The following is a 22035-nucleotide window of genomic DNA, read 5'->3' as shown; positions in this document are numbered from 1 at the left end:
AGCGGGTCTCCTCAGCAGTGATCTCAGCAATGATTCTGTTCTGCGAGCGGGACCATTGCCGAAAGTAATTTTTCGGGAATACTACAGGACAGTGTTAGTTACCACTAGACTTGGGTAGCCTGAGACTTCTGAACCTGGGCGGGTTCAACCAAGGTTTGGGTAGGTTTGAGGTGAGGACTGGGTGTTGAAGGCTAGCAGCCTAGGAATGATTGAATGTTTGCACAAAGTTTAATCAATCATCAATCCGCTTCTGGGCCAAATCTAGCGCTGTTGGGGTCGCGCTGGTGGCGATCGCTAAAATTAACAGCATTAACAGCACGAAAGAGAATGGGCTGCTCAATGGGAGATTGACAATGAAGGCACCTCTGCCTAGCAACGAATCAGCACGGCTTGAAGCTCTCTCTCAGTACAACATTCTGGATACCGCTCCAGAACAAGCCTTTGATGACTTGACTCGTCTAGCAGCTCAGATTTGTGAAACTCCCATTGCCTTAGTCAGCTTGGTAGATGCAAGGCGACAATGGTTCAAATCAAAGGTGGGGTTGAGTGTTCAGGAGACTCCTAGAGACGTTGCCTTTTGTGCCCATGCTCTCCACAAACCAAAAATATTCATTATTCCAGACGCACTAGCGGATGAGCGGTTTGCCAACAACCCTCTCGTTACTTCAGCACCCCATATCCGCTTTTATGCGGGCGTCCCTTTGGTCACACCAGAAGGTTATCCGTTAGGGACTCTCTGCGTGATTGACTATGTACCCCGTCAGCTCAGTGAGTGGCAAATTGAAGCCTTATACGCTCTAGCTCGCCAAGTCTTAACCCAACTAGAGTTGCGGCGTAATTTAGCCAGCCTTGCCCATACCGCAGTCGAGCGCAAGCAGCCGGAAAAAAAGCGATATCACCTGCGTTTTAAGATTCGCAGTGGTTTTGCCCTCGTAGCAGGCGTTTTGTTGATGACTGGGTTTGCGGCACATCGGAGTGCCACTCAGCTTCAAATAGCCAGCAATTCGGTTGAGCAAACCCATTATTTGTTAGAGAGCTTAGGAGATACTGTCGCCCAACTCAAGGAAGCTGAAGCCAACCAGCGGAGCTACCTGATCACAGGTAAAACCTATTATTTAGCCCCTTACAAAGAGGCTTTGCAGGGTATTAAGCAAGACCTAAATCAGCTCCGCAGCTTGACTCATCATGACCTCAGCCAACAGCGAAACTTTAAGGCCTTAGAGACGTTAATTTCCCGAAGGCTGATGGAGCTACAGCAAACCATTGATTTGCGTAGCCAGTACGGGCTGGAGTCCGCCGTACAGCGTGTACTGGCAGATGAAAATAAAGACAACCTTGATGATATTCAAGAGCTGACTGTAGCAATGCAGCAACAAGCCAAGCAATTGCTGCGACAACAATCACAAGCAACTGCAACCAGCACTCAACAAACGCTGGTGATGTTCTCGGTGGGGCTATTGCTGTATCTTGTGATTCTTTCAATCGTTTACTACTTGGTAGATCGAGAAGTCCGAGAGCGTCAGCAAATAGAAGAAGCTCTATGGCAAGAGCGCAATTTTGTGTCCACTATCCTAGACACCTCTGCTGCTTTAGTGATTGTGCTGGATACTCAAGGACGAATTGTGCGCTTCAATCGCACCTGTGAGCAAATCACAGGTTATTCATTTGCTGAAGTGCGAGGTCAACCTTTTTGGGATCTTTTTACCGTCCCCGAAGAGACCACAATGGTTCAGGCTGTATTTGCCGAGTTACGAGCAGGGCAGTTTCCTAACCACCATGAAAATTATTGGCTGACTAAAGAGGGCGATCGTCGTTTAATTGCTTGGTCTAATACAGTGCTCCTAGACTGTGCTGAAGTGGTGGAGTATGTCGTTGCCACTGGAATTGATGTCACAGAACGGCGCTCTACCGAGAAAGAGCTAGATCAATCTTTTTCGCTGCTACAGGCAACCCTAGAGTCAACCGCTGACGGCATCTTAGCAGTAGATACCACTGGAAAGATGGTGATTTGGAACCGCAGATTTGTCGAGCTATGGCAAGTTTCTGATGAAATTATGGCATCGCGGCAGGATCAGCAGTTTGTTGACTTTGCTCTAGGGCAACTGCAAGAACCAGAAGAGTTTCTCGCTCAAGTTCAGAAGTCCTATACAAGGCCTGAGGCGGTGAGCTGTGCTATTTTCCAGTTGAAGGATGACAGAAGTTTTGAGCGTTATTCCAAGCCGCAGAAGATTGGTGACAAGATTGTGGGAACTGTCATCAGCTATCGAGACATTACTCAGCGGCAACAAGCGAAGGCAGCACTCCATCAGCAGTTTCATCGAGCTGTATTGCTAAAACAGATTACGCAGGAGATTCGGCGGAGCTTAAATACTCAACAAATTTTTCGGACGGCGGTGTGGCAGATTGGTCAAGCATTTAGTGTCAATCGCTGCTTGATTCGGACTTATGTCACCAGTCCCTCGCCTCAAATTCCAGTCGTGGCTGAGTATTTAGAGCCTGGTTATGATTCGGTGTCTCTGATCAATGTTCCAGTTGCTAGCAATCCGTTTATCGTTTCTGTGTTAGCGCAGGACCAAGCGATCGCGGCTGATAACATCAGCATCGATTCATCTTTTCAGAGTCCGATCGCGGCCTGGGAGCAAATGGGCTTGAAGTCGCTGCTGGCTGTGCGGACTTCCTATCAAGGCGAACCCAATGGCGTCATCTCTCTGCATCAGTGTGATGCCTATCGCCATTGGACTCTAGAAGAAATTAGTTTGCTAGAAGCAGTAGCTGACCAAGTAGGCATTGCTCTAGCCCAAGCCCGCCTCCTAGAACAAGAAACTGACCAAAGAGAACGCTTAACTGAGCAATATCTAGCCTTAGAAAAAGCTAAGCAGACAGCCGAAGCCGCCAACCGAGCTAAAAGTGAATTTCTGGCCACCATGAGCCACGAAATTCGGACACCAATGAATGCGGTGATTGGGATGACAGGATTGTTATTAGATACCCCCCTCACCCTTCAGCAGCAAGACTTTGCTGAAACCATTCGTACCAGTGGCGAATCGTTACTTGCCATCATTAACGATATTCTCGACTTCTCCAAAATTGAATCGGGCAGGCTGGATCTAGAAGAGCAACCCTTTGACTTACGCACCTGTATTGAAGGTGTTCTAGATTTACTAGCCCCCAGAGCGGCTGAGAAGAATTTAGAGCTAGCTTATCTAATTGAACCGAATACGCCTGTGGCGCTCGTGGGTGATGTCACTCGGCTACGGCAGATTTTGGTGAATTTGATTGGCAATGCCGTCAAGTTTACGGAAACTGGCGAAGTGACCGTAGAAGTTAAGGCACGTCAACTACTGCGTAGCTACAATGCTGAGTCTTCTGACAATACAGAATATGCCGTGAGATTCGCCATTCGCGATACGGGAGTAGGGATTCCCAGCAATCGCCTCGACCGCCTGTTTCAACCGTTTACCCAGATTGACTCTTCCACCAGCCGTCAATATGGCGGTACAGGTTTGGGTCTGGTGATTAGCCAGCGTCTGAGCGAAATGATGGGAGGCAGGATCTGGGTAGATAGTGAGGTGGGCGCTGGCTCTACTTTCTACTTCTCCGTGATTGCCCAAGTTGCGGAGGACTTATCAACCAGTTTCAATATGCGGTTGCCCAGCTTAGCCAAGAAACGGCTGCTAATCGTGGATGATAATGCCACCAGTCGGCAGAATTTAATGCTACAAGCTCAGTCTTGGGGCATGCGGGCACGAGCAGCCAGCTCCGCCACAGAGGCGTTGACTTGGTTACGTCAAGGAGAACAGTTTGATGTTGCTGTGATTGATCAGCAAATGCCCACCACAGATGGTTTAACGCTCGCTACTGCCATCCGCCAGCAACAAGATTGCTCACAGTTATTACTGATTTTATTGACGACCCTCCGACAATCTGGGATTGAAAGGCAAAGCGCAAACTTTGCGGCAGTTCTGAGCAAGCCTGTGAAACAATCCCACTTTTATGATGCCTTGAATGAAATTTTTGCCGGAGTGCCTACCCCAGCACGCTCAACTCGCTCTAGTTTCTCTCGCTTTGATGCCCAAATTGCCGAACGTCATCCTCTCAAAATTTTGCTGGCCGAAGACAATGTGGTGAACCAAAAAGTCGCTTTACATTTGTTGCAACAGTTGGGCTACCGAGCAGATATTGCGGCTAATGGCTTAGAGGTGCTTTCGGCCTTGCGACGACAGGTTTACGACCTGGTCCTGATGGATGTGCAAATGCCAGAAATGGACGGCCTCACTGCCACTCGCCGTATTTGTCAGGAGTGGTCTCCAGACACCCGCCCCTACATCATTGCCATGACTGCCAACGCTATGCAGGGCGATCGCGAGCTTTGCAAAGCCTCTGGGATGAATGACTATGTGAGCAAGCCGATTCGACTAGATACGCTTGTGAAAGCCTTAAATGGTTGTCCCTCCAAAAGCCAAACCTTACGGAGTGGAGAAACGCGATCGCCAGAAGATGTGCTGAATCGACAGGCGTTACAAGCCTTACAAGAGTTGGTAGGCGAGAATGCCATTGAATTTTTAGTCGAAGTGATCGATACCTACTTGGAAGATGGCGCTAAAGTGCTCCAGAGCATGTGGATGGCGATCGTTCAGGAAGATCTGGATTTATTGCAGCAGGCCGCCCATAGTCTGAAAATCAGCAGCGTGACCTTAGGAGCTAAAACCCTGGCAGCCCTATGTGAAGAGCTAGGCGCGATCGCTTATCCTAACGAAATCGAATTAGCCAGAGAACTGATGCAACACATTGAAGCGGAGTATGAGCGCGTCAAGGCAGCATTGAAGTCTGAGCGGCAACAGTATCAAGTCTAAGCTTCTGATGACACTTTTGATGATGCTTCGGCTGTCTCGGTGGCAGGTGTAGATGAGCTAAACCAGGTTTGAGCGATCCAGGTGGTGAGGATGTGAGACAGCAAGCCTAGAGGGCCCGCAAATAAACAAAGAGCGATCGAGTGAATGGTCCAAATGCCAGTACGCTGGCCTTCCCAATAAATCCAGCGACCGACAAACAAATCCATGACCAAGAAATGCACCCAACCAGTAGCGGCAGCAGATTCGACCGCAAAAAACCGAGCAATATCGGCTAGCTGAGGGTTAGACAAAGCTTCAGCTGATTCCGGCGTAATCGTGCTGACAAACAGATAGAGATACAGCGCTGCTAAGACCACAAATGGAAGTAGCGAACTCATGACGCGCCGAGTCACACTCCAGTTGGGCAGCAGAATCATCAACCCCCAGAAAGGCAGCACAAACAGATTGGCACCATCGAATAGCTGAGCAAGGGTCAGTTGGGCAAGGGTCATGACGCAATTTCTCCAAGTAATTTACACAACGGTTCCCCTTCCGGGTTCGCTTCTGGGTCTGGGGACAAGACACCCGTAAAGACTATTGTGGCTTGCCGCGACTGAGAAGGCGATCGCGCCAATTTTTCGCACCAATTTCTAGCACCTATGCCTTCGGTCAATCAATTTGGGTAAATCAGACGGATGTGGGACCAGACACTCCGAATAAAGTGGGGAATTATGTTTAGTACCCCCAGCGTTTTGAAACTTAAGAGCACCATGACAGTGAAACTCAGTCTGCTAGCGGCGATGCATCAGATGGTTCTGTTTGCCTTGACTCCTACGGCGATCGCCCTGAGTGTAGGGTTGCCGAGTTGGGCAAAACCTGCGATGTTGCAAGCGAGGTATGCAGATTCGCAAATTAATGTGCGTTCGGCCCCATCCACGGTCGCATCTCTGGTTTCTACAGGATGGGTTGGCGATCGCGTTGAGGTGTTGCGAGAAGCGCGGGGGCAAGATGGTGCAAATTGGAGTTATGTTCGCTTTGAGCGAACTCGCTTAGCAGGCTGGGTGCGGAGTGACTTGGTACAGATGCAGCGATCGCCATTGCCAGTTCCGTCAGCTCGGTCAGTTTCACCTCTTGCGACCTCGCCTGCGATCGCCGTTCGTCCTCAACCCAGCTCAGCCAACACCACAAAGGTAACAACGCTGCGCCCCAAGAGCCTAGGGCTACCTAGCTACACCCCAGAACAAATCAGCTATTTCTTAGAAGTGGCAATGGGTGGCGAGTTTGGTGCCTCAACCTCTAGGGTGCGGAAATGGCAGGGTCCGGTAAAGATTAAAGTTCACGGGTCACCCACTCCAGAAGATCTACGCACGTTACAGGCAGTCGTCCAAGATATTGAGGGGGTCACAGAGGGGCTGCAACTGCAAATGGATCAAGACAACCCCAACATGGAAATCTACTTTGTACCGGAGTCCGATTTCCGACGCTATGAACCGAACTACCAAGCACTTAATTACGGCTTTTTCTGGACGTATTGGGACCAGCAGAACACAATTTATAACGCCAAAATTTTGATTTCGACCGTCGGGGTGAGCCAGAAGGAGCGATCGCACCTGATCCGCGAAGAACTGACCCAATCGCTTGGCTTGATGCAAGATTCTAACCGCTACCCCGACAGCATCTTTTTCCAGGGCTGGACTGACCCCACCGAATACAGCGAAATTGATAAGGCGCTGCTGCGGATGTTGTATCGCCCAGAAATTCAACCTGGGATGACGCGATCGCAGGTTGCTCAGGTGCTCAGCCAATGGCAAACGGCAAATCAGTCCTCGGCTGCCACCCAACATCTAGGCGATCGCGCTCCCTTAGATTTCTCTCTGCCCACAGTTCCGCAGATTGGGCGCTAAAGGTCAGAAGTTAATAGATCGAAGTTAATAGATCCAAGAGCCAGAAACCCAGCCTCCATTAGCCAGTTCATACCAGCCGTTAGAGGTGCGCCCAGTGATGCTAGCTCGTGAGCCATTGGACAAACTGCCAACTACACCGTAGCCAGCACCGGGACCAGAGCGAATGTTGAGAGCGCTGCCATTGGTCGAAATCGTGACCGCACCGCTCGGCGCGCCACCGCCGCCACCACCACCGCCACCACCGCCAGTGCTGAGGTAGTCTGCTGCTACCCAGCCACCGCCCGCAAGCTGTGCCCATGTGTAACCGTCCCCAGAGGCCCGATTGCTGGTAACACTCACTTGCCCGCCGTACCCCAAACTGCCGATTACCGCACTTCCTCGACTAGGGCTGGAGCGGATCAGTAGCCCACTTCCAGCAGTAACAGTGTAAGTGCCAGGAGCACCGCCACCGCCACCACCGCCACCACCAGTGATGCTGCCGTTATTGATGCCTAGAGCCGCCGCTGTTGCCGCACCGACAATGCCATCAGCGCTCAGTCCTTGTTGTTGCTGAAAGCGAATGACAGCCGACTCAGTCGCAGGACCAAAAACACCATCCACGCCACCCGTGTTGTAGCCACGATTAACCAAGGCTGACTGTATAGTGCCGACGAGACTGCCACTAGAGCCACGTTTTATAACTGCCGCCATTGCATCTGAAGTGGTACTGAGAATTGCCAAGCCGATCGCGATCGCCACCAAGCTCATCCATCCAGAATTGAGGAGTTTGAAGTTAAGCGGCTGGAAAGAAAATTGTGGCTCTGAATCAGGGTCAGCGTAGGCGACGGCGGTATGAACAAAAGCTAAAGTTTCCATGCTAGATGCATTCTCCAATAGGGCTGTTGAATGAATACGTACGGTGGCTGATGATTCCTCGATCACCACTATCTAAGCAAGGTGCTAATTATACTGAGTAATCGCAAGGAACTAAGATCCCGTATAATCACAGTCTCCTTTTAGGTTCTCAGATAATTCACCGAATATCGCCACTTAAAAGGGTAATTTAAGCTTTAGGAAATCTGAATTTAAGGGCAGGCGGGTACCAGCGTCACTAGAACCTGCAAGAAAAACTAGCGATAGAGTTGACAACAAAGCCCGACTGGATGATTCCGGATCTGTACTAACCCCAATCTTGCAACTGAGCAGCTTGGTGGGGAGTAGATCTACTGAGACGAAGACATGAAAAAGTATTGCCTGGTAGTTAGCTAGTAATTATTCAAGACCGTAAATGCCGTTAAAAATTTCACCAAGCGGTACTACTGCCATTCCCGTACTTAGCAGTCTCCGATCAAGTGCCGCCTCGAGTTGGTTGGGTAATACCAATTCTCTAAATTCTCTTTACAGATATTCGTAGGGGCAAACGGCCGTTCGCCCCTACAGCCAATCATTTGTAGCCCGATTTTTAGAAATTGGTATGAGTCTAAACTGTGGCTAATCGTGCAAAACTGTTGCAAAACCGCTGAGAGTCTTGCAAAACGCTTGAAAAACAGTAGTGTCAGCTTAACTTCAAGTTCACGGGAGGAGCATTGGGCCAACGGAGATCTGTGAGTGAATCATGTGGCTGAGATGCACAACCCGTGAGCAAGTAATCGTTGGGGAAAAGCTAATAGTCTAGCTCTTCTAACTTGGTAGAGGGCGTTTGAAGGTCAGCGTGTTGAAGGTACTGGTGTACATATACTTGCCGTAATCATCTCGCGAGATGATCTCTTGGTTGACCACGTGGCTCACCAGTTCCCATCCTTGCCGACCGAGTCGATTGAGAAACTCAATCACGCTAGAAACGTTATTCTGCTGTTCCCCATTGAGCTGTAGCCTTAGGGTCGAGGTAGAACCAACCCGGTTGACAAAATAGAAAACTTCGCAATACTCCCACTTCTGCATGCACACCTCACCTAACAACCACTTATCCTTAGCCCAAAAATGATGGCTATTCGTAGATGATGTTGTCAAGCATAATCACATCCCTCAAGTTGGCACCTAGCAAATCTGCTCCTGCTAAGTTGGCCCGGGTTAAGTTGGCACCTACTAGTTCAGCGCTGCGTAGAATCGCCCCTTTTAGATTGGCATCACTCAGATTCGCTTTCTGTAAAGTCGCTCCAGTTAAATTGGCTCCGACTAAATCCGTTTCTCGCAAAACTGCGGCTCGCAAATTGACGCCTTGCAGATTAGCCGCACTGAGAATGGCTCCTGTCAAATCACTCTCTGAAAAATCGGCTTGACTTAGATCTGCCCCGATCAGAATAGCCCCCACAGGCTTTGCTCGCCGGAGATTTGCTCGGTTTAGGTCAGCTCCGGTTAAGTTAGTACGGCTCAAGTTAGCACTGCTCAAATTGCTTCCTGTTAATTTAGCTAAGGCTAAATTGGTGCCAGCTAAGTTAGCGCGGCTGAGGTTAGCTCCAGTTAAATCAACCTCAATTAAATGGGCGTTTGATAAGTCAACATCGCTCCAATCTACGCCTCTGAAGTCACGTTCCCCATCGGCATATTGCTGATAAATCTGATTCACATCCATGCTAAATCCTTGATCACTCCCTGTAATTCACTACATCACAGTACTTACCAGAGTTATGACTGTGGAAATGGTTGGTCTAACAACTTCTCCACAGTCGAGCAAAATTAATCTGGTAAGCTACTAAAATTTTCCAGTGTGTAGGAATACAAAACCTCCTGGAAATGGCTTGCTTCTATAGCTCTTAGTGCTGAAGTGGCCTTTGAGTGAGTATAGTAAGCAGATCAAAAGCGCCCGGTAGTCTGACTGAGCCGTTTTAGTCTGTGATGAAAATCACATATTCTTGGTATTTAAGTCGCTTTTCTAGTACCTAAGAATTACACAATGAGTCAAGAGATGCTGAGTGCTGGAAAGCCTTAGTGATGAAGTTAACAGCAATAAAAATGAGTGCGAATGAAGTCACTCAGGGGAGTAATTAAGTTCTATGGAGCTTTTAGAATATTTGGTAGAGCTAGAAGACCGTGTCCAGATGCTTCTGCCGTTAGTAAGCGATCGCCTGGATCATTATTGGAGCTTAGAGCAAGTCAATGAGCTACTCACAAGCGATCGCCTTACGAACTTAGACGAGCCTCAACCCGAAGAAGTTTAAGTGGCGAACTCAAAAATTCAGTATCCATAATAATTGCACCAACCAAGCACACTGGCCAAGCCAGATCAGTAGTTAGATCATCGTTAGCCAGTGCGATCGCAGGTCTTGAAATCTGAACAGTTCACCACCAGAGAGACAGCCACTAAACAGGTTTAGCGGACTTGGTTGAGCTGAGCCAAGACATTACGGTAACCATCGGCTTGACCCAATTTGAGATAGAGATTTGCAGCTGTTTCCATATCCGCCAATGCCTGTTGGCGATTGCCTTGGCTCAATTGCAGTAAGCCTCGCTGGAAATAGGCATCCGCATTGCCTGGATTAATTTGAATGGCTTGGCTGTAGTCTTCAATCGCTCCATCTGGGTCTCCAGCAGCTTTACGGTTCATGCCCCTCTCGGTATAGGCAGTATCGTCGCTGGCGTTCATGCTCAGCGCTTGGGTGTAGTCTTCCAGCGCTCCTTGAGCATCTCCTGCATTCGAGCGAGCCTTAGCCCGAGTCGCATAGGCCACCGCATAGTTGGGATTGATCTCCAAGGCTTGGGAGTAATCGCTGGTTGCCCCCTGCTGATCACCTAAAGCTGCACGAGCATCCCCTCGACCCTTATACGCTTCTGCGTAGTTGGGCTGTAGTTGAATGGCTTGATTGAAATCAGCGATCGCCACTTGAGGTTGTCCCATCGCTACCAGGGCAAAACCCCGGTTTCCGTAGGCTTCCGCGTAGCTAGAGCGTACTCGAATAGCCGCTGTGAAATCGTCAACCGCCCCCGTTTGGTCACCATTTGCGGCGCGGACAAATCCCCGATTGAAATAAGCTTCCGCATAGTTAGGCTGGAGCTGCACAGCACGATCGAGATCGTCTAGAGCGGCATTGCGATCGCCTAGAGCGGCCCGAATGACTGCTCGGTTCAAATAAGCTTCTGCGTAGTTAGAGTTGTGCTTCACTGCTTGGTCAAAATCTGCCAGAGCGGCTTGGCTCTCTCCTAGAGAAGAATGTACAAACCCTCGGTTGAGATAGGCAGCAGCATAGTCAGACTTGAGTGTAACCGCTTGATTAAAGTCTTCTAAGGCCGCTTGAGAGTTGCCACCTTGGTAATAAAGGTTGCCCCGGTTCACATAGGCCGTCGGATCATTCGGATTCAGCTCGATCGCTTGGTTGAAGTCAGCGAGTGCCCCTTCTTTATCGCCCAGCGTAGACCGAATGTAGCCACGATTCACATAAGCGGAACCATAATTCGGATTCAGCTCGATCGCCTGATCGAATTCTTTCAGAGCCGCATCGTAATTTTCTTGTTTGGCTTGCTGGGCTCCGCTGCGATAGAAATCTTGAGCCTTAGGCTGCTTGGTTTTTTCCGATTGGGCCAGTCCCACCGGGCTTAGTCCACCCAAAAGAACAAGGGCTCCCAAAATTGTGATTGCTCTGTGCATGATTTTCATGGCTCCACCTCACGGTTCTATGCAGGGACGCGACTCACGAGAGGCGAATTCTAGGTAGCATAGCTCCCGAATTTCCCCTAGTTCAGTTTGCCCGTTTTCGTCAAAATTCATAAAGTTTTCCTGAAAGTTACTGATTTCAGCTCAGCTCGTCAAGGTTTGTGTAGCTAAATGGCTTTTTCTGGAACTTTATCCAAGATTTTTGAATTCAAATGATGACTCTGCCTACTAAATGGGCACTAAGTAGATAGGTATCTAGTAGCACAACCAAACGATTACGAGTCCAAGGACTAGCTCAGGTAAATCTAGGAGAAAACCGAGTGGGCATTTTTGACAAGATTAAAGGCGAATTTGTCGATATCGTTGAGTGGCTCGATCAAAGCAACGATACGATCGCCTATCGGTTTCAGCGCCACAACAACGAAATTAAGATGGGGGCTAAGCTGACGGTACGACCTGGGCAGAAGGCTGTATTTGTCAACGAAGGCCAAATTGCGGATACCTTCAGCCCTGGCCTTTACGAATTAACGACACAAAATTTACCTGTTCTCAGCACCCTACGCGGCTGGAAGTACGGGTTTAACTCTCCCTTCAAGGCAGAAGTTTACTTTTTCAACACCAAGATTTTCACCAATTTGAAGTGGGGCACACCCAACGCCATTACGATTCGCGATCCAGAATTAGGTCCAGTTCGTCTGCGGGCCTTTGGCAGCTACAACATCCGAGTGGCAGACCCGGCTCAACTGATTCGCCAGCTCGTAAGTACAGATGGCCTGTTTCAGGTGGATGAAGTCAGCGATCAAATCCGCAACATGATCATCACGGCCTTTGCCACCTGGTTTGGCCGAGGCAACATTGCCTTGTTTGATTTTGCTTCTCGCTACGGGGAGATGGGCGAAACCATCCGGGCTGGGATGCAGCCAGAGGTGCAGCAATTTGGGCTAGAACTCACTCAGTTACTAATTGAGAACGTCTCGCTACCCCCTGAAGTCGAGACTGCCCTGGATAAACGGGCTTCGATGGGTATTTTAGGCAACATGCAGCAATATGCTCAGTTCCAAGCAGCTAACGCGGTTGAGGCCTCGGCTAACAATCCAGGGGGCGGCAATCAAGCACTGGATTTTGGCGTGGGTTTGGCGATGGGGCAGCAGCTCATCTCTAATCTTCAAGGTGGACAAGCGGCACCGCCTGCACCTGTAGCACCTCCCGCTGCGCTTACAACACCCCCTCCACCACCTGTCCAAATTCAGTGGTTTGTTTCGCGGGGTGGCCAGAATCTGGGGCCATTTACGCCAGAGCAACTACCTCAAAATGGCTTAACGACTCAAACTCACGTATGGCGATCGGGGATGGAAAGTTGGAAGTTGGCAGCAGAAGTGCCTGAGCTAGCCACAGTTCTGGCTTCGATCCCACCTGCGCCTCCGGTGAGCTAAACGAACCCCCATGACCGCTACTCAACCCCTGATTAAACAATTTCCTTGCCCTGGTTGTGGGGCAAGTTTGCAGTTCAACCCTCAAGCAGGTCAACTGAAATGTCCTTACTGCGGTCGAGAGGAACTTATTCCTCAGAGTGCAGAGCAAGTGGTGGAGCGATCGTATGAGGAATATCTCAATACAGGTCGGACGAAAATGGCGGCGCTCTCAACGACGGCGCTGGAAGTGGTTTGTCCGGGCTGTCGGGCGCAAATTGAGTTTGAGCCACCCGATGTGGCTGGGCTATGTCCCTTCTGCGCCACCAGTATTGTGGCTCAGCCCAAGTCAGCAGATCCCCTTATTACCCCAGAGGCCGTGTTGCCGTTTAGTGTGGGGCAAAAAGCCGCTCGTGAAAAAATTCACCACTGGTTAGGCAAGCTTTGGTTTGCACCCAATGGTCTGAAAAAAATGGCGCAACACGAAGGGTTGCAAGGGATGTATTTGCCCTTTTGGACCTACGATTCTTTCACGGTGAGCCATTACCAAGGGGAGCGGGGGACTTATTACTATGTGACAGAAACCTATCAAGAAACTGATTCTGAGGGCAAAACGGTTACTAAGACGCGCCAAGTGCGGCATACTCGCTGGAATTCTGTATCTGGTCGAGTCGATCGCTTCTTTGATGATGTGTTGGTAGCAGCTTCACAGTCTGCAAATATTGAGCGCCTAGAAGAGTTGGAGCCTTGGGATTTGTCTCGGTTAGCTCCTTATAATCCTTCGTTTTTGGCAGGGTTTAAGGCTCAACGGTATCAAGTCACTTTGCAAGAAGGATTTGAAACCGCCAAAGGCAAGATGGCTCCAGTGATTCACTCGGATGTATGCTGCAATATTGGAGGAGATGAGCAGCGAGTGCATTCTGTTTCCACGGCCTATAGTGCCATTACCTTTAAGCACATTCTTTTACCTGTGTGGCTTTCGGCTTACCGCTTCAACAATAAGCAGTATCAGGTGATGGTGAATGCCCAAACAGGAGAGGTGTTAGGCGATCGCCCTTACAGCATCTTCAAAATCACAATGGCGGTGCTTTCTGGAATTGCAATTGTTGCTGGTACCTGGTTTGGTATTGATGCTTATCAACAGCGGCAACTTCCGCAGCCTGAACCTGTCACCGCACCTTCGCTTTCCGATCCAGCAACATCTCCTGAGCTGCCAGCGACAACGCCGACTGCATCCCCGAAAACGGCTCTAACTCAATCTACTAAGCCAGTAGATGCCAATGATCCATTTCGGCAAGCGATCAATCGAGCCACACAAGCCTCAACTTTGGGGCAGTCAGCCGAAACTCAGGAAGATTGGTCTGCTGTGGCGAGTCAGTGGAACCAAGCGATTCTGCTCCTAGAAGAAGTTTCACCTGATAGCGCCAACTACGAAACGGCTCAAACGAAGTTGCGGGAGTATCAGCGCAACTTCGACTACACCAAGCGAAAACAGGCTGAGGCTGCGCCTTAACTTAACGCTAATAGTTGCCGCTAAGCCGTAGGCGACGGGTATAGCTTTTCCATAGGGGCACTTGGTATCCTGCGAGATTCAGGGTGGGGATTTGGAGAATCTCGGCACTGGGCGATGAGTCCGCGCTTAGAGGTCGGCGGATCACGGTGGATTCTGACAAAAAGGCTCGTCCATAGGTGTTGGCAACATCTTCAGCTTCACGGCAGCTAATCTGCAATTGACCAATGGGGATGCTATTGGCTGAATAAGACCATTGAAAAACTTGAATCGGCTGGTTAAAAGGAAAAGTGAACCGACGTTGACATAAAGCATCGGTGACTTCATACATCTTGGCGATGTGGAGGTCATAAAGACTCAGTTCGCTATCGGAGAAGGCTCGGTCATTGCCACGATCGGGCACTGAGAGACTGGCAAAGGCGGTGCCACTGCCATCTACACCGCTAATGATGATGCTATTGATGGGGACTTCTTCTCTAGCGATCGCGGGAGCAATGCTAGCTATAACGATGGCTAAAATTGCCAATGTGCTAGTGAATGAAATTGCTAATCTGGGGAGCATAGTCGTTCTCCTAAAACAGGAGCAGTAATCTGAGAAGCTGATAGATCTCGACTTCTATTGCGGCTTCTAGTTCTATCTTGACTGCAAAGACTGCCTGCAACCAGGATGGCAAACGAGCTAGGATCACCAAGTTGCGATCGCGGCAGGCGAATTATGCGGAAGCGGCAATGGATTTTGGTTGCGCTCTTTTTGTTGACAGTGCTGCTGGGGATAGTGGCAGGGCAAAACTGGCTTGGGCGATCGCCTGCTTATCTAGCTGTGAATCACTTCCGCAAGGATACAGCCCTATCTGAGCAGTTGTCCCAATTTTCACCGTCAGCGCCCGACTCTAGCGCCGCTCCTTCAATTTCCCAAGTTAATGCTCCTACGGTCGATTCCAAGCGGCTGTTTGCCCATGTGCAGGCTTTGGCCTTTGAGCGGCACAGTGAGAGCGATCGCCTGCAAGCGAGAGAATATATTCTGAAAGCTTTGGAGCAAGCAGGCTGGCAACCTTACCTGCAAGTGTTTAGTAGTGGGGTGAATGTGGTGGCTGAGCGAGCGGGGACTGACCCACAAGCAGGCAGCATTCTCGTGGCCGCTCACTTTGATACGGTGGTGGGGTCTCCTGGAGCTGATGATAATGCGACCGGAGTCGCAACCACGCTGGAGGTAGCTCAGCTACTCGGTTCGCGATCGACTCCCCGCACCTTAAGAATTACTTTTTTTGACCAAGAAGAGCGGGGTTTGCTAGGCAGCTTTGCCTTTACCTCCGATGCCAACCTGCCACAAGATTTGCAAGGCGTGATTATCCCGGAAATGCTGGGATATGCCTGCTACGAGCCGGGATGTCAAAAGTATCCAGTTGGTTTACCTTTCCAACCGAAGACGAGCCAAGGAGATTTTTTAGCAGCGATCGGCGATCAAGAACATTTACCACTCCTAGAAGCTTTCCATCAGCCTGCAAAACCTGGACAACCCGCGGTGATTACTTTGCCGATTCCACTGCGAGGTTTGTTGACTCCAGATTTGCTCCGCAGCGATCACGCTCCGTTTTGGCAAAAAGGGATTGGTGCAGTAGTAATTACAGATACAGCAAATTTTCGCACGCCTCACTACCATCAGCCCAGTGATACCCCAGACAAGATTGACCAGAAATTCTTTGCAGGGTCTGCTCAGGTTGTGGTTAATGCAGTGAGTGCCCTGCTGGAAGGACGTCATAGCTTAGCAACCTCAAGCAACTCATAGCCCTACACAATCTCTGTTACAGCGGCGACAGTGATCTGGCCTTTGAAGATCTGCCTTCTGCGAGATGTGAGGGGTATTTTCTCCTGCCAAGGTTAAGTTTAAAGCTACGCCAAGGACTCTATGAAAGCATTACTGCTCTATCCTCGGTTTCCTCAGTCTTTTTGGTCGTACGATCGCTTTATGGAAATAGCTGGACTCAAAGCGGCTATTCCCCCCTTAGGAATTATTACAGTTGCAGCGCTTTTACCTCAAGATTGGGATATTCGGTTTTACGATCGCAACGTCAAAGTTGAAACCGAGGCGGACTGGGAATGGTGTGACATAGTTATTCTCTCCGCCATGCTGGTGCAAAAACCAGACTTCCACGCCCTGATTCAAAAAGCAGTGCAATTGGGCAAGAAAGTAGCTGTGGGCGGGCCTTACCCTACATCAGTGCCACAAGATGCCCTAGACTCCGGAGCACATTATCTGATCCTGGATGAAGGAGAGATGACGGTGCCGCAGTTTTTGACGGCGATCGCCCAAGGGGAATCTCAAGGTATCTTTCGTTCTCTCGAAAAACCAGATGTTAGCTTAAGCCCGCCGCCCCGCTTTGATTTGCTGCAACTAGATGCCTATTTCATGATGGCGATCCAGTTTTCGCGGGGGTGCCCCTTTAATTGCGAGTTTTGTGACATCATCACGCTCTACGGTCGTAAACCCCGCACCAAAGAACCTCAGCAAGCTTTAGCCGAGTTGCAAGCGCTGTACGACCTAGGTTGGCGAGGCTCGCTTTTTATTGTGGATGACAACTTTATTGGCAATCAGCGCAACGTCAAACGCTTTTTACGAGAGTTGATTCCCTGGATGCAGGAACACAACTATCCCTTCACCTTTATGACTGAAGCGTCCGTCAATCTGGCAGAAGATGACGAGCTGCTACAGATGATGGGAGAAGCGGGATTCTACGCAGTCTTCCTCGGCATTGAAACGCCGGATCAAGACAGTCTCCAGGTAACGCGCAAGATGCAGAATACTCGTAACCCGCTGATCGAGGCTTGCCGCAAAATCAATGACGCAGGGATGCTGATCTATGCTGGCTTTATTCTGGGTTTTGACGGAGAGCGCACAGGCGCGGGAGAACGAATTCAAGCCTTTGTAGAACAAACCAATATCCCTCAACCCATGCTGGGGATTCTGCAAGCGCTGCCCAACACGGCCCTCTGGAATCGGCTGCAACAAGAGCAACGTTTGGTCGCAGGTACGGGCGTGACGGATGTCGGCGACCAGAATACTTTAATGAATTTCGTTCCCACTCGACCAATCGCGGAGATTGCCAAAGAGTATGTAGAAGGTTTTTGGACCTTGTATGAACCGACTAACTACTTGAGGCGGTCTTTTCAGCAATGCCTCAACATTACGCCTCCCTCAGGCCGCAAGCAGATGATGCAGTTTACGCCGGGTAGAGGATTAAGGCTGGTAAGTCAGTTAATCTGGCACCAAGGAATACGACGACCCGAAATTCGCGGGCAGTTTTGGCGACAGTTATGGGCGATCGCACGAAACAAGCCCCAAACTCTGGCAATGTATCTGGGCTTATGCGCCGCTGGGGAGCATTTTTGGGAATATCGGGCTTTAGCGAGACAACGCATTACTGAGCAGTTGGGCTACGACCCCACGATCACTCCTGTGGTACCGGAAGCCCAACCTACTTTGGTCAGGCTATGATGCGTTTGCTAAAAGCCTTCCCTTAGGCATGAACGCTGCCATCGGGCATGCGGGTGCTAGCCAATCCTGTGCCTTTTAGAGTTGTACCTGCGATCGCGGCTCCCCGTAAGTCTGCTGATTCTAGGTACGCTCCATCTAGGTCGGCCCCCTCTAGTTGGGCTTCCTGTAAATCTGCACCACTCAGGTCTGCCCCCCTAAGATCGGCTCCCCGGAGGTCTGTCTTACTTAAGTTAGCGCCCTTTAAGTCAGCTCCTCCCAGCTTGACTCCCCGCAGGTCAGCACCGCTTAAATTGGCTTTGGTTAAATCGGCTCCGCTGAGGTCAGCTCCAACCATTTCGGCGCTAATCAGACAGACCTCGATCATTTCCGCATCGGCCAAGCAAGCCTGATTCAGTTTTGCTTGCTCCAAGTGGGCATTGGTCAAATCCACGCCTCGTAAGTCTGCGCCAACCAAGTGCGCTCCAGTTAAATGCGCCCCAACCAACTTGGCATTTGTTAAGCACACATGCACTAGGTTAACCCTGCTAAAGTTGCGTTCTCCTGCTGCATATTGCTGCAAAAATTCTTGAGTATCCATCTTGTTTATCCCCAGTTTTTATTATTAGATTGAATGCTGATTGAACCTAAGCCATAGCGCTTAATTCAATGACAATTTTTTACTCAAGCTAATACGAATAATCAGCATTTAACTAGAGCTACAGTTTTATTGATTTTTAAGTAATTCCTCAAATGCCAAGTGCTTCAGCACCTGAATATCTCGATTTCAGAAAGTCTATTTTAATCTCTACAACACCGCAAGATAGACGGCTTACATTGAATCCATGTTGTAGGAAATCCCTAGATCAGATTGTGTAGAAATTCAGATTTAGAGATGCTGATAGAGTTAATTAGATAGTAAAAAATAGTCTTCACTACCTTCACCCTAGCATGGAATATTGAATTAAGCTTTTAGGATTTTCAGCAACTCTTCTCCTAGAACAGCTCCCGCTTAGGTAAAGTCATGACTCAAAAACCAACAGTCGATCGCCAACGCGAACACCAAGCCAATGAGCGGACTTTTCTGGCTTGGCTACGAACCTCGATTGCGCTGATTGGCTTTGGCTTTGCGATCGCTCGTTTCGGGCTATTTTTGCAGCAACTGCAAATCACTTTGACGCAACAGAGCGCGCGAGTGCATCCGTTTTTGAACTCGTCAAACTTAGGATTGAGTTTGGTGATTCTGGGAATTGCCACCATCTTGATCGCGGGTTGGCACTACAACCAGGTGTTTTGGCAAATCGAGCGAGGAGATTATCGTCCCAGTCGATGGCTTGTTTGGGTGATGACGATTGCTGTGGCTGTTTTAGGGTCGCTTAGCATTCCTTTGGTTCTGTGGAGAAATTTCAATACGCCTGTTCCTCCCCACAACAGCGATCGCCCGAATCTCACTAAACCTATAGAATGAGCGGAAGGGAACAACTGCTAGGGACTGATGGCTCGCACTCCTACGCTCTCATTTGATCGGGGTACATTGATTCTGCATCCACCACCGAAAGGTAAAGCGTGGATTGAGTTTGCCACCTGGGACGACCGGGTAGAACGCTTCCGAATTCCTGCAATTCATTACCGAGAGCTAGTCGAAGCGCTGCAAGCGGACGGCACCGCTTTTGAAGACCAAGCGCGGATTTTTGCGCCATTGCCTTTGGTGGCGAGTGTGGAGATGCAACCCTATCCTCACCAAAGCGAGGCGCTAGCGGCCTGGATAGAAGCGGGACGACAAGGCGTGGTGGTTCTGCCCACGGCAGCGGGGAAGACGTACTTAGCGCAAATGGCGATGCAAGCGACACCTCGCCACACGCTGATTGTGGTGCCCACTTTAGATTTGATGCATCAGTGGTACGCGCACCTGATGGCTGCCTTTCCAGATGTAGAGATTGGTTTGCTAGGGGGAGGCTCCCGCGATCGCACCCCCATTCTTGTCTCGACTTACGACAGCGCCGCGATCAATGCAGAATCCTTGGGCAACCAGTATGCGTTGCTGATTTTTGATGAATGTCATCACTTACCCAGTGACTTCAACCGGGTGATTGCTGAGTTCGCGATCGCCCCTTACCGTTTGGGACTCACGGCTACTCCAGAACGCGCCGATGGTAGACATACCGACTTAGAAACTCTAGTAGGGCCAGAAGTCTACCGCCGCACGCCTGAAGAGCTGTCGGGAACGGCACTGGCGAATCATGAAGTGGTGCAGATTAAGGTGAAACTCTCGGCCCAAGAGCGCGATCGCTACGATGAGTTGATCAAAACTCGCAATCAGTTTTTGCAGGATGTGAATATCCGTTTGGGAAGTATGCAGGGATGGCAGCGGTTTGTGCAGGCGAGTGCGCGATCGCAGGCAGGGCGAAGAGCGATGTTAGCCCATCGAGAGTCGAAGGAGATCGCCTTAGGCACAGAAGGAAAGCTCCGAGTCTTAGCCGATCTGTTGTCGCAGCACTACCCGGAACGTATTCTGATTTTTACCAACGACAATGCGACGGTTTATCGGATCTCGCAAAACTTCTTAATTCCGGCGCTGACTCACCAAACTCCGGTGAAAGAACGCCACGAAATTCTAGACCGCTTTCGCAACGGTACTTACAAAACTCTGGTGACATCTCACGTACTCAACGAAGGCGTAGATGTGCCAGAAGCTAGTGTCGCGGTCATTCTCTCTGGTACTGGCTCACAGCGAGAATTCATTCAGCGCTTAGGACGTGTACTCCGGCGCAGCAAAGAAGGCGAGAAATTAGCCATGCTGTATGAAGTGGTGGCAGAGCAAACCAGCGAAGAAAATACCTCCGATCGCCGTCGTTCTACTACTGCCCCGACTACTGCGAAATTCAAGCCCAAACCTGCACAGCAACCCCGACAATTAGAAATTGTCCCCTCGAATCCTACCTCTAGCCCTTACGAGATAAGCGCCCATGTTACCCACCGAGCTGCTGATTCACCGTTACAGTGGGGAGGAGATCATCCCGAAACGCCTGAAACTTGAGGCGACAAATGTAGCGATCGCCTCTGAGCTAATTTCTCTTTTTCGAGATGTTGTTGGGCAGACGCAGGGAAAACTGAATCGGCAACTGCAAGAACTCGAAGGAGACACCCCCGATTACCGGATGAAGCGGGGTTTGGCGCATTTGCTCAAGAGTGCCATGTGTACCTTTGAGATCATCAGCCCTCTAGAACCGCAGCAGTTGCGAGAACGAGTTTTTGCCTTTGCTGCGAATACGCTGCCTAGTCCGCAGGCGACTCCTCAAACATTGAATCGGTTGGCAGATTCGTTGAGCAAAGAACTAGAGCGAGAAGTCTTCCCAGACCAAATCCGCGCGGGCTTGTATGCCGACTTGGCAGAGAACCGCATCCTCACCCAATTTGAAGAACCTACGCCAGAAGCGTTGCTGCATCGCTACAACTTGTCACAAGTGCAAGGTGTATTCTACAAAGCCAGCCATATTATCTTGAATGTACATCGCAACGATCCGGGTGAATACAAGCTGCTATTTCGCTACCTGAAGCTGTTTCAACTGATGACCTACATTGAAGGTGATGCGGATCATGGCTTTACGATCACGATTGATGGGCCTGCAAGTTTGTTCAAAGTCAGTACCCGCTACGGCTTGGATATCGCTAAACTCATTCCAGCCATGCTGCATGTAACGAAGTGGAACCTGAAAGCCACCTTGCAAACCCGTGACTTTTACACGAATGAACCCAAATTGCGCCACTTCAGCCTCAAAGACGACTGCGGATTGGTGACTCATTATCCTCCCGGCAAGCCCTACGACAGCATGTTGGAAGCTTCCTTTGCCGATCGCTGGGATTCTTTGAAATCTGAGTGGAAATTGGAACGAGAAGTCGATCTAATCCCGATTCCGGGCAGTGTGATGATTCCCGACTTTCGCTTGGTACATCCTGACGGTCGGACGTTTCTGCTCGAAATCGTGGGTTATTGGCGACCAGAATATCTCCGCAAGAAATTCTCCCAAGTGCGCCAATCGGGTTGCGACAACTTAATTTTGGCGATTTCCGAGCGCTTAAACCTGGAAAAAGCAGGCGTAAAGGTACAAGATACACCTGCAAAAATTATTTGGTTTAAGGATAAATTGGCTCCCAAAGCGGTGTTGGCGGCGATCGCTGACTCAAACTAAACCAAAGCGCTCGCTAATCGAGGCTGATGAGTAAATTTGCTGAAACATAAAATCAATTGCCTCGTCAACTTGGGTATCGGGGTCATCAACTAAGTTGACCCGACTGAACGACGCAATCTCTAGCACGTTCGTTAAGCCGAATCCGAAAACTCTG

18 protein-coding genes are annotated in these 22035 nt (G+C 49.8%); 10 read left to right on the top strand and 8 right to left on the bottom strand.

Translation table 11 applies throughout. From position 1 onward, the window contains the following. Window positions 1–353 precede the first annotated feature (353 nt). Window positions 354–4853 carry a response regulator gene (locus tag H6F72_RS14655; protein WP_190436821.1) on the top strand — a complete coding sequence of 1500 codons (4500 nt, stop codon included), beginning with the start codon at window positions 354–356 and terminating at the stop codon, window positions 4851–4853. On the opposite strand, the gene H6F72_RS14650 is transcribed toward H6F72_RS14655, so the two are convergent. Beyond that, window positions 4850–5344: an ABA4-like family protein gene (locus H6F72_RS14650; protein ID WP_199299097.1), complete on the bottom strand. Its 495-nt coding sequence runs from the start codon at window positions 5342–5344 to the stop codon at window positions 4850–4852. The two genes, H6F72_RS14655 and H6F72_RS14650, sit on opposite strands and share 4 nt — an antisense overlap. Beyond that, window positions 5341–5505, bottom strand: a complete 165-nt coding sequence (locus tag H6F72_RS14645) for a hypothetical protein (protein ID WP_190436819.1) — start codon at window positions 5503–5505, stop codon at window positions 5341–5343. Before H6F72_RS14645 ends, H6F72_RS14650 begins: the two co-directional genes overlap by 4 nt. Window positions 5506–5602: 97 nt before the next feature. Between H6F72_RS14645 and H6F72_RS14640 the strand changes: the two genes are divergently transcribed. Next, window positions 5603–6736: a DUF2927 domain-containing protein gene (locus H6F72_RS14640; RefSeq protein ID WP_199299096.1), complete on the top strand. Its 1134-nt coding sequence runs from the start codon at window positions 5603–5605 to the stop codon at window positions 6734–6736. Between the two features lie 24 nt (window positions 6737–6760). Here the strand turns inward: H6F72_RS14640 and H6F72_RS14635 are convergent, their stop codons facing one another. The 3 genes from H6F72_RS14635 to H6F72_RS14625 all read right to left on the bottom strand — a co-directional run bounded on the left by H6F72_RS14635 (window position 6761) and on the right by H6F72_RS14625 (window position 9287). Then, entirely contained in the window at window positions 6761–7591 is an 831-nt protein-coding gene (locus H6F72_RS14635) for a peptidoglycan-binding protein (RefSeq protein ID WP_190436818.1), read from the bottom strand. An 804-nt stretch (window positions 7592–8395) separates the two neighbouring features. Then, window positions 8396–8656 carry a DUF4177 domain-containing protein gene (locus H6F72_RS14630; RefSeq protein ID WP_190436816.1) on the bottom strand — a complete coding sequence of 87 codons (261 nt, stop codon included), beginning with the start codon at window positions 8654–8656 and terminating at the stop codon, window positions 8396–8398. Between the two features lie 46 nt (window positions 8657–8702). Next, window positions 8703–9287: a pentapeptide repeat-containing protein gene (locus H6F72_RS14625; protein WP_190436815.1), complete on the bottom strand. Its 585-nt coding sequence runs from the start codon at window positions 9285–9287 to the stop codon at window positions 8703–8705. Window positions 9288–9708: 421 nt separating this feature from the next. On the opposite strand from H6F72_RS14625, the gene H6F72_RS14620 reads away from it, so the two are divergent. Next, window positions 9709–9873, top strand: coding sequence for a hypothetical protein (locus tag H6F72_RS14620; RefSeq protein ID WP_190436813.1), 165 nt, complete (start codon window positions 9709–9711; stop codon window positions 9871–9873). Between the two features lie 152 nt (window positions 9874–10025). Here H6F72_RS14620 and H6F72_RS14615 read toward each other — a convergent pair whose 3' ends face one another. Next, a complete protein-coding gene (locus tag H6F72_RS14615) occupies window positions 10026–11306 on the bottom strand; it encodes a tetratricopeptide repeat protein (protein ID WP_190436811.1) in 1281 nt (426 codons plus the stop codon). Between the two features lie 317 nt (window positions 11307–11623). Here H6F72_RS14615 and H6F72_RS31120 point away from each other — a divergent pair, with 317 nt between their 5' ends. Together H6F72_RS31120 and H6F72_RS14605 are read left to right on the top strand one after the other, a co-directional pair. Continuing rightward, window positions 11624–12736: an SPFH domain-containing protein gene (locus H6F72_RS31120; RefSeq protein WP_190436808.1), complete on the top strand. Its 1113-nt coding sequence runs from the start codon at window positions 11624–11626 to the stop codon at window positions 12734–12736. Between the two features lie 10 nt (window positions 12737–12746). After that, entirely contained in the window at window positions 12747–14225 is a 1479-nt protein-coding gene (locus H6F72_RS14605) for a hypothetical protein (RefSeq protein ID WP_190436805.1), read from the top strand. 7 nt (window positions 14226–14232) lie between these two features. Here the strand turns inward: H6F72_RS14605 and H6F72_RS14600 are convergent, their stop codons facing one another. Beyond that, window positions 14233–14784, bottom strand: coding sequence for a hypothetical protein (locus H6F72_RS14600; RefSeq protein ID WP_190436803.1), 552 nt, complete (start codon window positions 14782–14784; stop codon window positions 14233–14235). Between the two features lie 105 nt (window positions 14785–14889). Between H6F72_RS14600 and H6F72_RS14595 the strand changes: the two genes are divergently transcribed. Further along, on the top strand, window positions 14890–16008 hold the full coding sequence (locus H6F72_RS14595) for a M28 family peptidase (protein ID WP_242016942.1): 1119 nt from the start codon (window positions 14890–14892) through the stop codon (window positions 16006–16008). Between the two features lie 120 nt (window positions 16009–16128). Continuing rightward, window positions 16129–17715 (top strand): B12-binding domain-containing radical SAM protein, encoded by a 1587-nt coding sequence (locus tag H6F72_RS14590; RefSeq protein WP_190436801.1) that lies wholly within the window; start codon window positions 16129–16131, stop codon window positions 17713–17715. 22 nt (window positions 17716–17737) lie between these two features. Here H6F72_RS14590 and H6F72_RS14585 read toward each other — a convergent pair whose 3' ends face one another. Beyond that, window positions 17738–18292: a pentapeptide repeat-containing protein gene (locus H6F72_RS14585; protein WP_190436798.1), complete on the bottom strand. Its 555-nt coding sequence runs from the start codon at window positions 18290–18292 to the stop codon at window positions 17738–17740. Window positions 18293–18715: 423 nt separating this feature from the next. Between H6F72_RS14585 and H6F72_RS14580 the strand changes: the two genes are divergently transcribed. The 3 genes from H6F72_RS14580 to H6F72_RS14570 are packed head-to-tail and all read left to right on the top strand — an operon-like array spanning window position 18716 to window position 21881. Further along, window positions 18716–19159, top strand: coding sequence for a YidH family protein (locus tag H6F72_RS14580; protein WP_190436795.1), 444 nt, complete (start codon window positions 18716–18718; stop codon window positions 19157–19159). A 27-nt stretch (window positions 19160–19186) separates the two neighbouring features. Further along, the gene (locus H6F72_RS14575; protein ID WP_190436792.1) at window positions 19187–20728 is read left to right on the top strand and encodes a DEAD/DEAH box helicase; all 1542 of its coding nucleotides are present in this window, start codon (window positions 19187–19189) and stop codon (window positions 20726–20728) included. Continuing rightward, window positions 20658–21881, top strand: coding sequence for a DUF790 family protein (locus H6F72_RS14570; protein ID WP_190436789.1), 1224 nt, complete (start codon window positions 20658–20660; stop codon window positions 21879–21881). Before H6F72_RS14575 ends, H6F72_RS14570 begins: the two co-directional genes overlap by 71 nt. Window positions 21882–22035: the final 154 nt, after the last annotated feature.

Source organism: Trichocoleus sp. FACHB-46 (genome assembly GCF_014695385.1).
Classification (GTDB): Bacteria; Cyanobacteriota; Cyanobacteriia; order FACHB-46; family FACHB-46; genus Trichocoleus.
Note: the sequence above shows the minus strand (reverse complement) of the source record. Positions and strands in the feature narration are given on the sequence as shown.

Excerpts from the sequence above, each read along its gene's own strand:
- H6F72_RS14655 (WP_190436821.1), top strand. The coding sequence starts at position 354 with ATGAAGGCACCTCTGCCTAGCAACGAATCAGCACGGCTTGAAGCTCTC.
- H6F72_RS14650 (WP_199299097.1), bottom strand. The coding sequence starts at position 5,344 with ATGACCCTTGCCCAACTGACCCTTGCTCAGCTATTCGATGGTGCCAAT.
- H6F72_RS14640 (WP_199299096.1), top strand. The coding sequence starts at position 5,603 with ATGACAGTGAAACTCAGTCTGCTAGCGGCGATGCATCAGATGGTTCTG.
- H6F72_RS14635 (WP_190436818.1), bottom strand. The coding sequence starts at position 7,591 with ATGGAAACTTTAGCTTTTGTTCATACCGCCGTCGCCTACGCTGACCCT.
- H6F72_RS14630 (WP_190436816.1), bottom strand. The coding sequence starts at position 8,656 with ATGCAGAAGTGGGAGTATTGCGAAGTTTTCTATTTTGTCAACCGGGTT.
- H6F72_RS14625 (WP_190436815.1), bottom strand. The coding sequence starts at position 9,287 with ATGGATGTGAATCAGATTTATCAGCAATATGCCGATGGGGAACGTGAC.
- H6F72_RS14620 (WP_190436813.1), top strand. The coding sequence starts at position 9,709 with ATGGAGCTTTTAGAATATTTGGTAGAGCTAGAAGACCGTGTCCAGATG.
- H6F72_RS14615 (WP_190436811.1), bottom strand. The coding sequence starts at position 11,306 with ATGAAAATCATGCACAGAGCAATCACAATTTTGGGAGCCCTTGTTCTT.
- H6F72_RS14605 (WP_190436805.1), top strand. The coding sequence starts at position 12,747 with ATGACCGCTACTCAACCCCTGATTAAACAATTTCCTTGCCCTGGTTGT.
- H6F72_RS14600 (WP_190436803.1), bottom strand. The coding sequence starts at position 14,784 with ATGCTCCCCAGATTAGCAATTTCATTCACTAGCACATTGGCAATTTTA.
- H6F72_RS14595 (WP_242016942.1), top strand. The coding sequence starts at position 14,890 with ATGGCAAACGAGCTAGGATCACCAAGTTGCGATCGCGGCAGGCGAATT.
- H6F72_RS14590 (WP_190436801.1), top strand. The coding sequence starts at position 16,129 with ATGAAAGCATTACTGCTCTATCCTCGGTTTCCTCAGTCTTTTTGGTCG.
- H6F72_RS14585 (WP_190436798.1), bottom strand. The coding sequence starts at position 18,292 with ATGGATACTCAAGAATTTTTGCAGCAATATGCAGCAGGAGAACGCAAC.
- H6F72_RS14580 (WP_190436795.1), top strand. The coding sequence starts at position 18,716 with ATGACTCAAAAACCAACAGTCGATCGCCAACGCGAACACCAAGCCAAT.
- H6F72_RS14575 (WP_190436792.1), top strand. The coding sequence starts at position 19,187 with ATGGCTCGCACTCCTACGCTCTCATTTGATCGGGGTACATTGATTCTG.
- H6F72_RS14570 (WP_190436789.1), top strand. The coding sequence starts at position 20,658 with ATGTTACCCACCGAGCTGCTGATTCACCGTTACAGTGGGGAGGAGATC.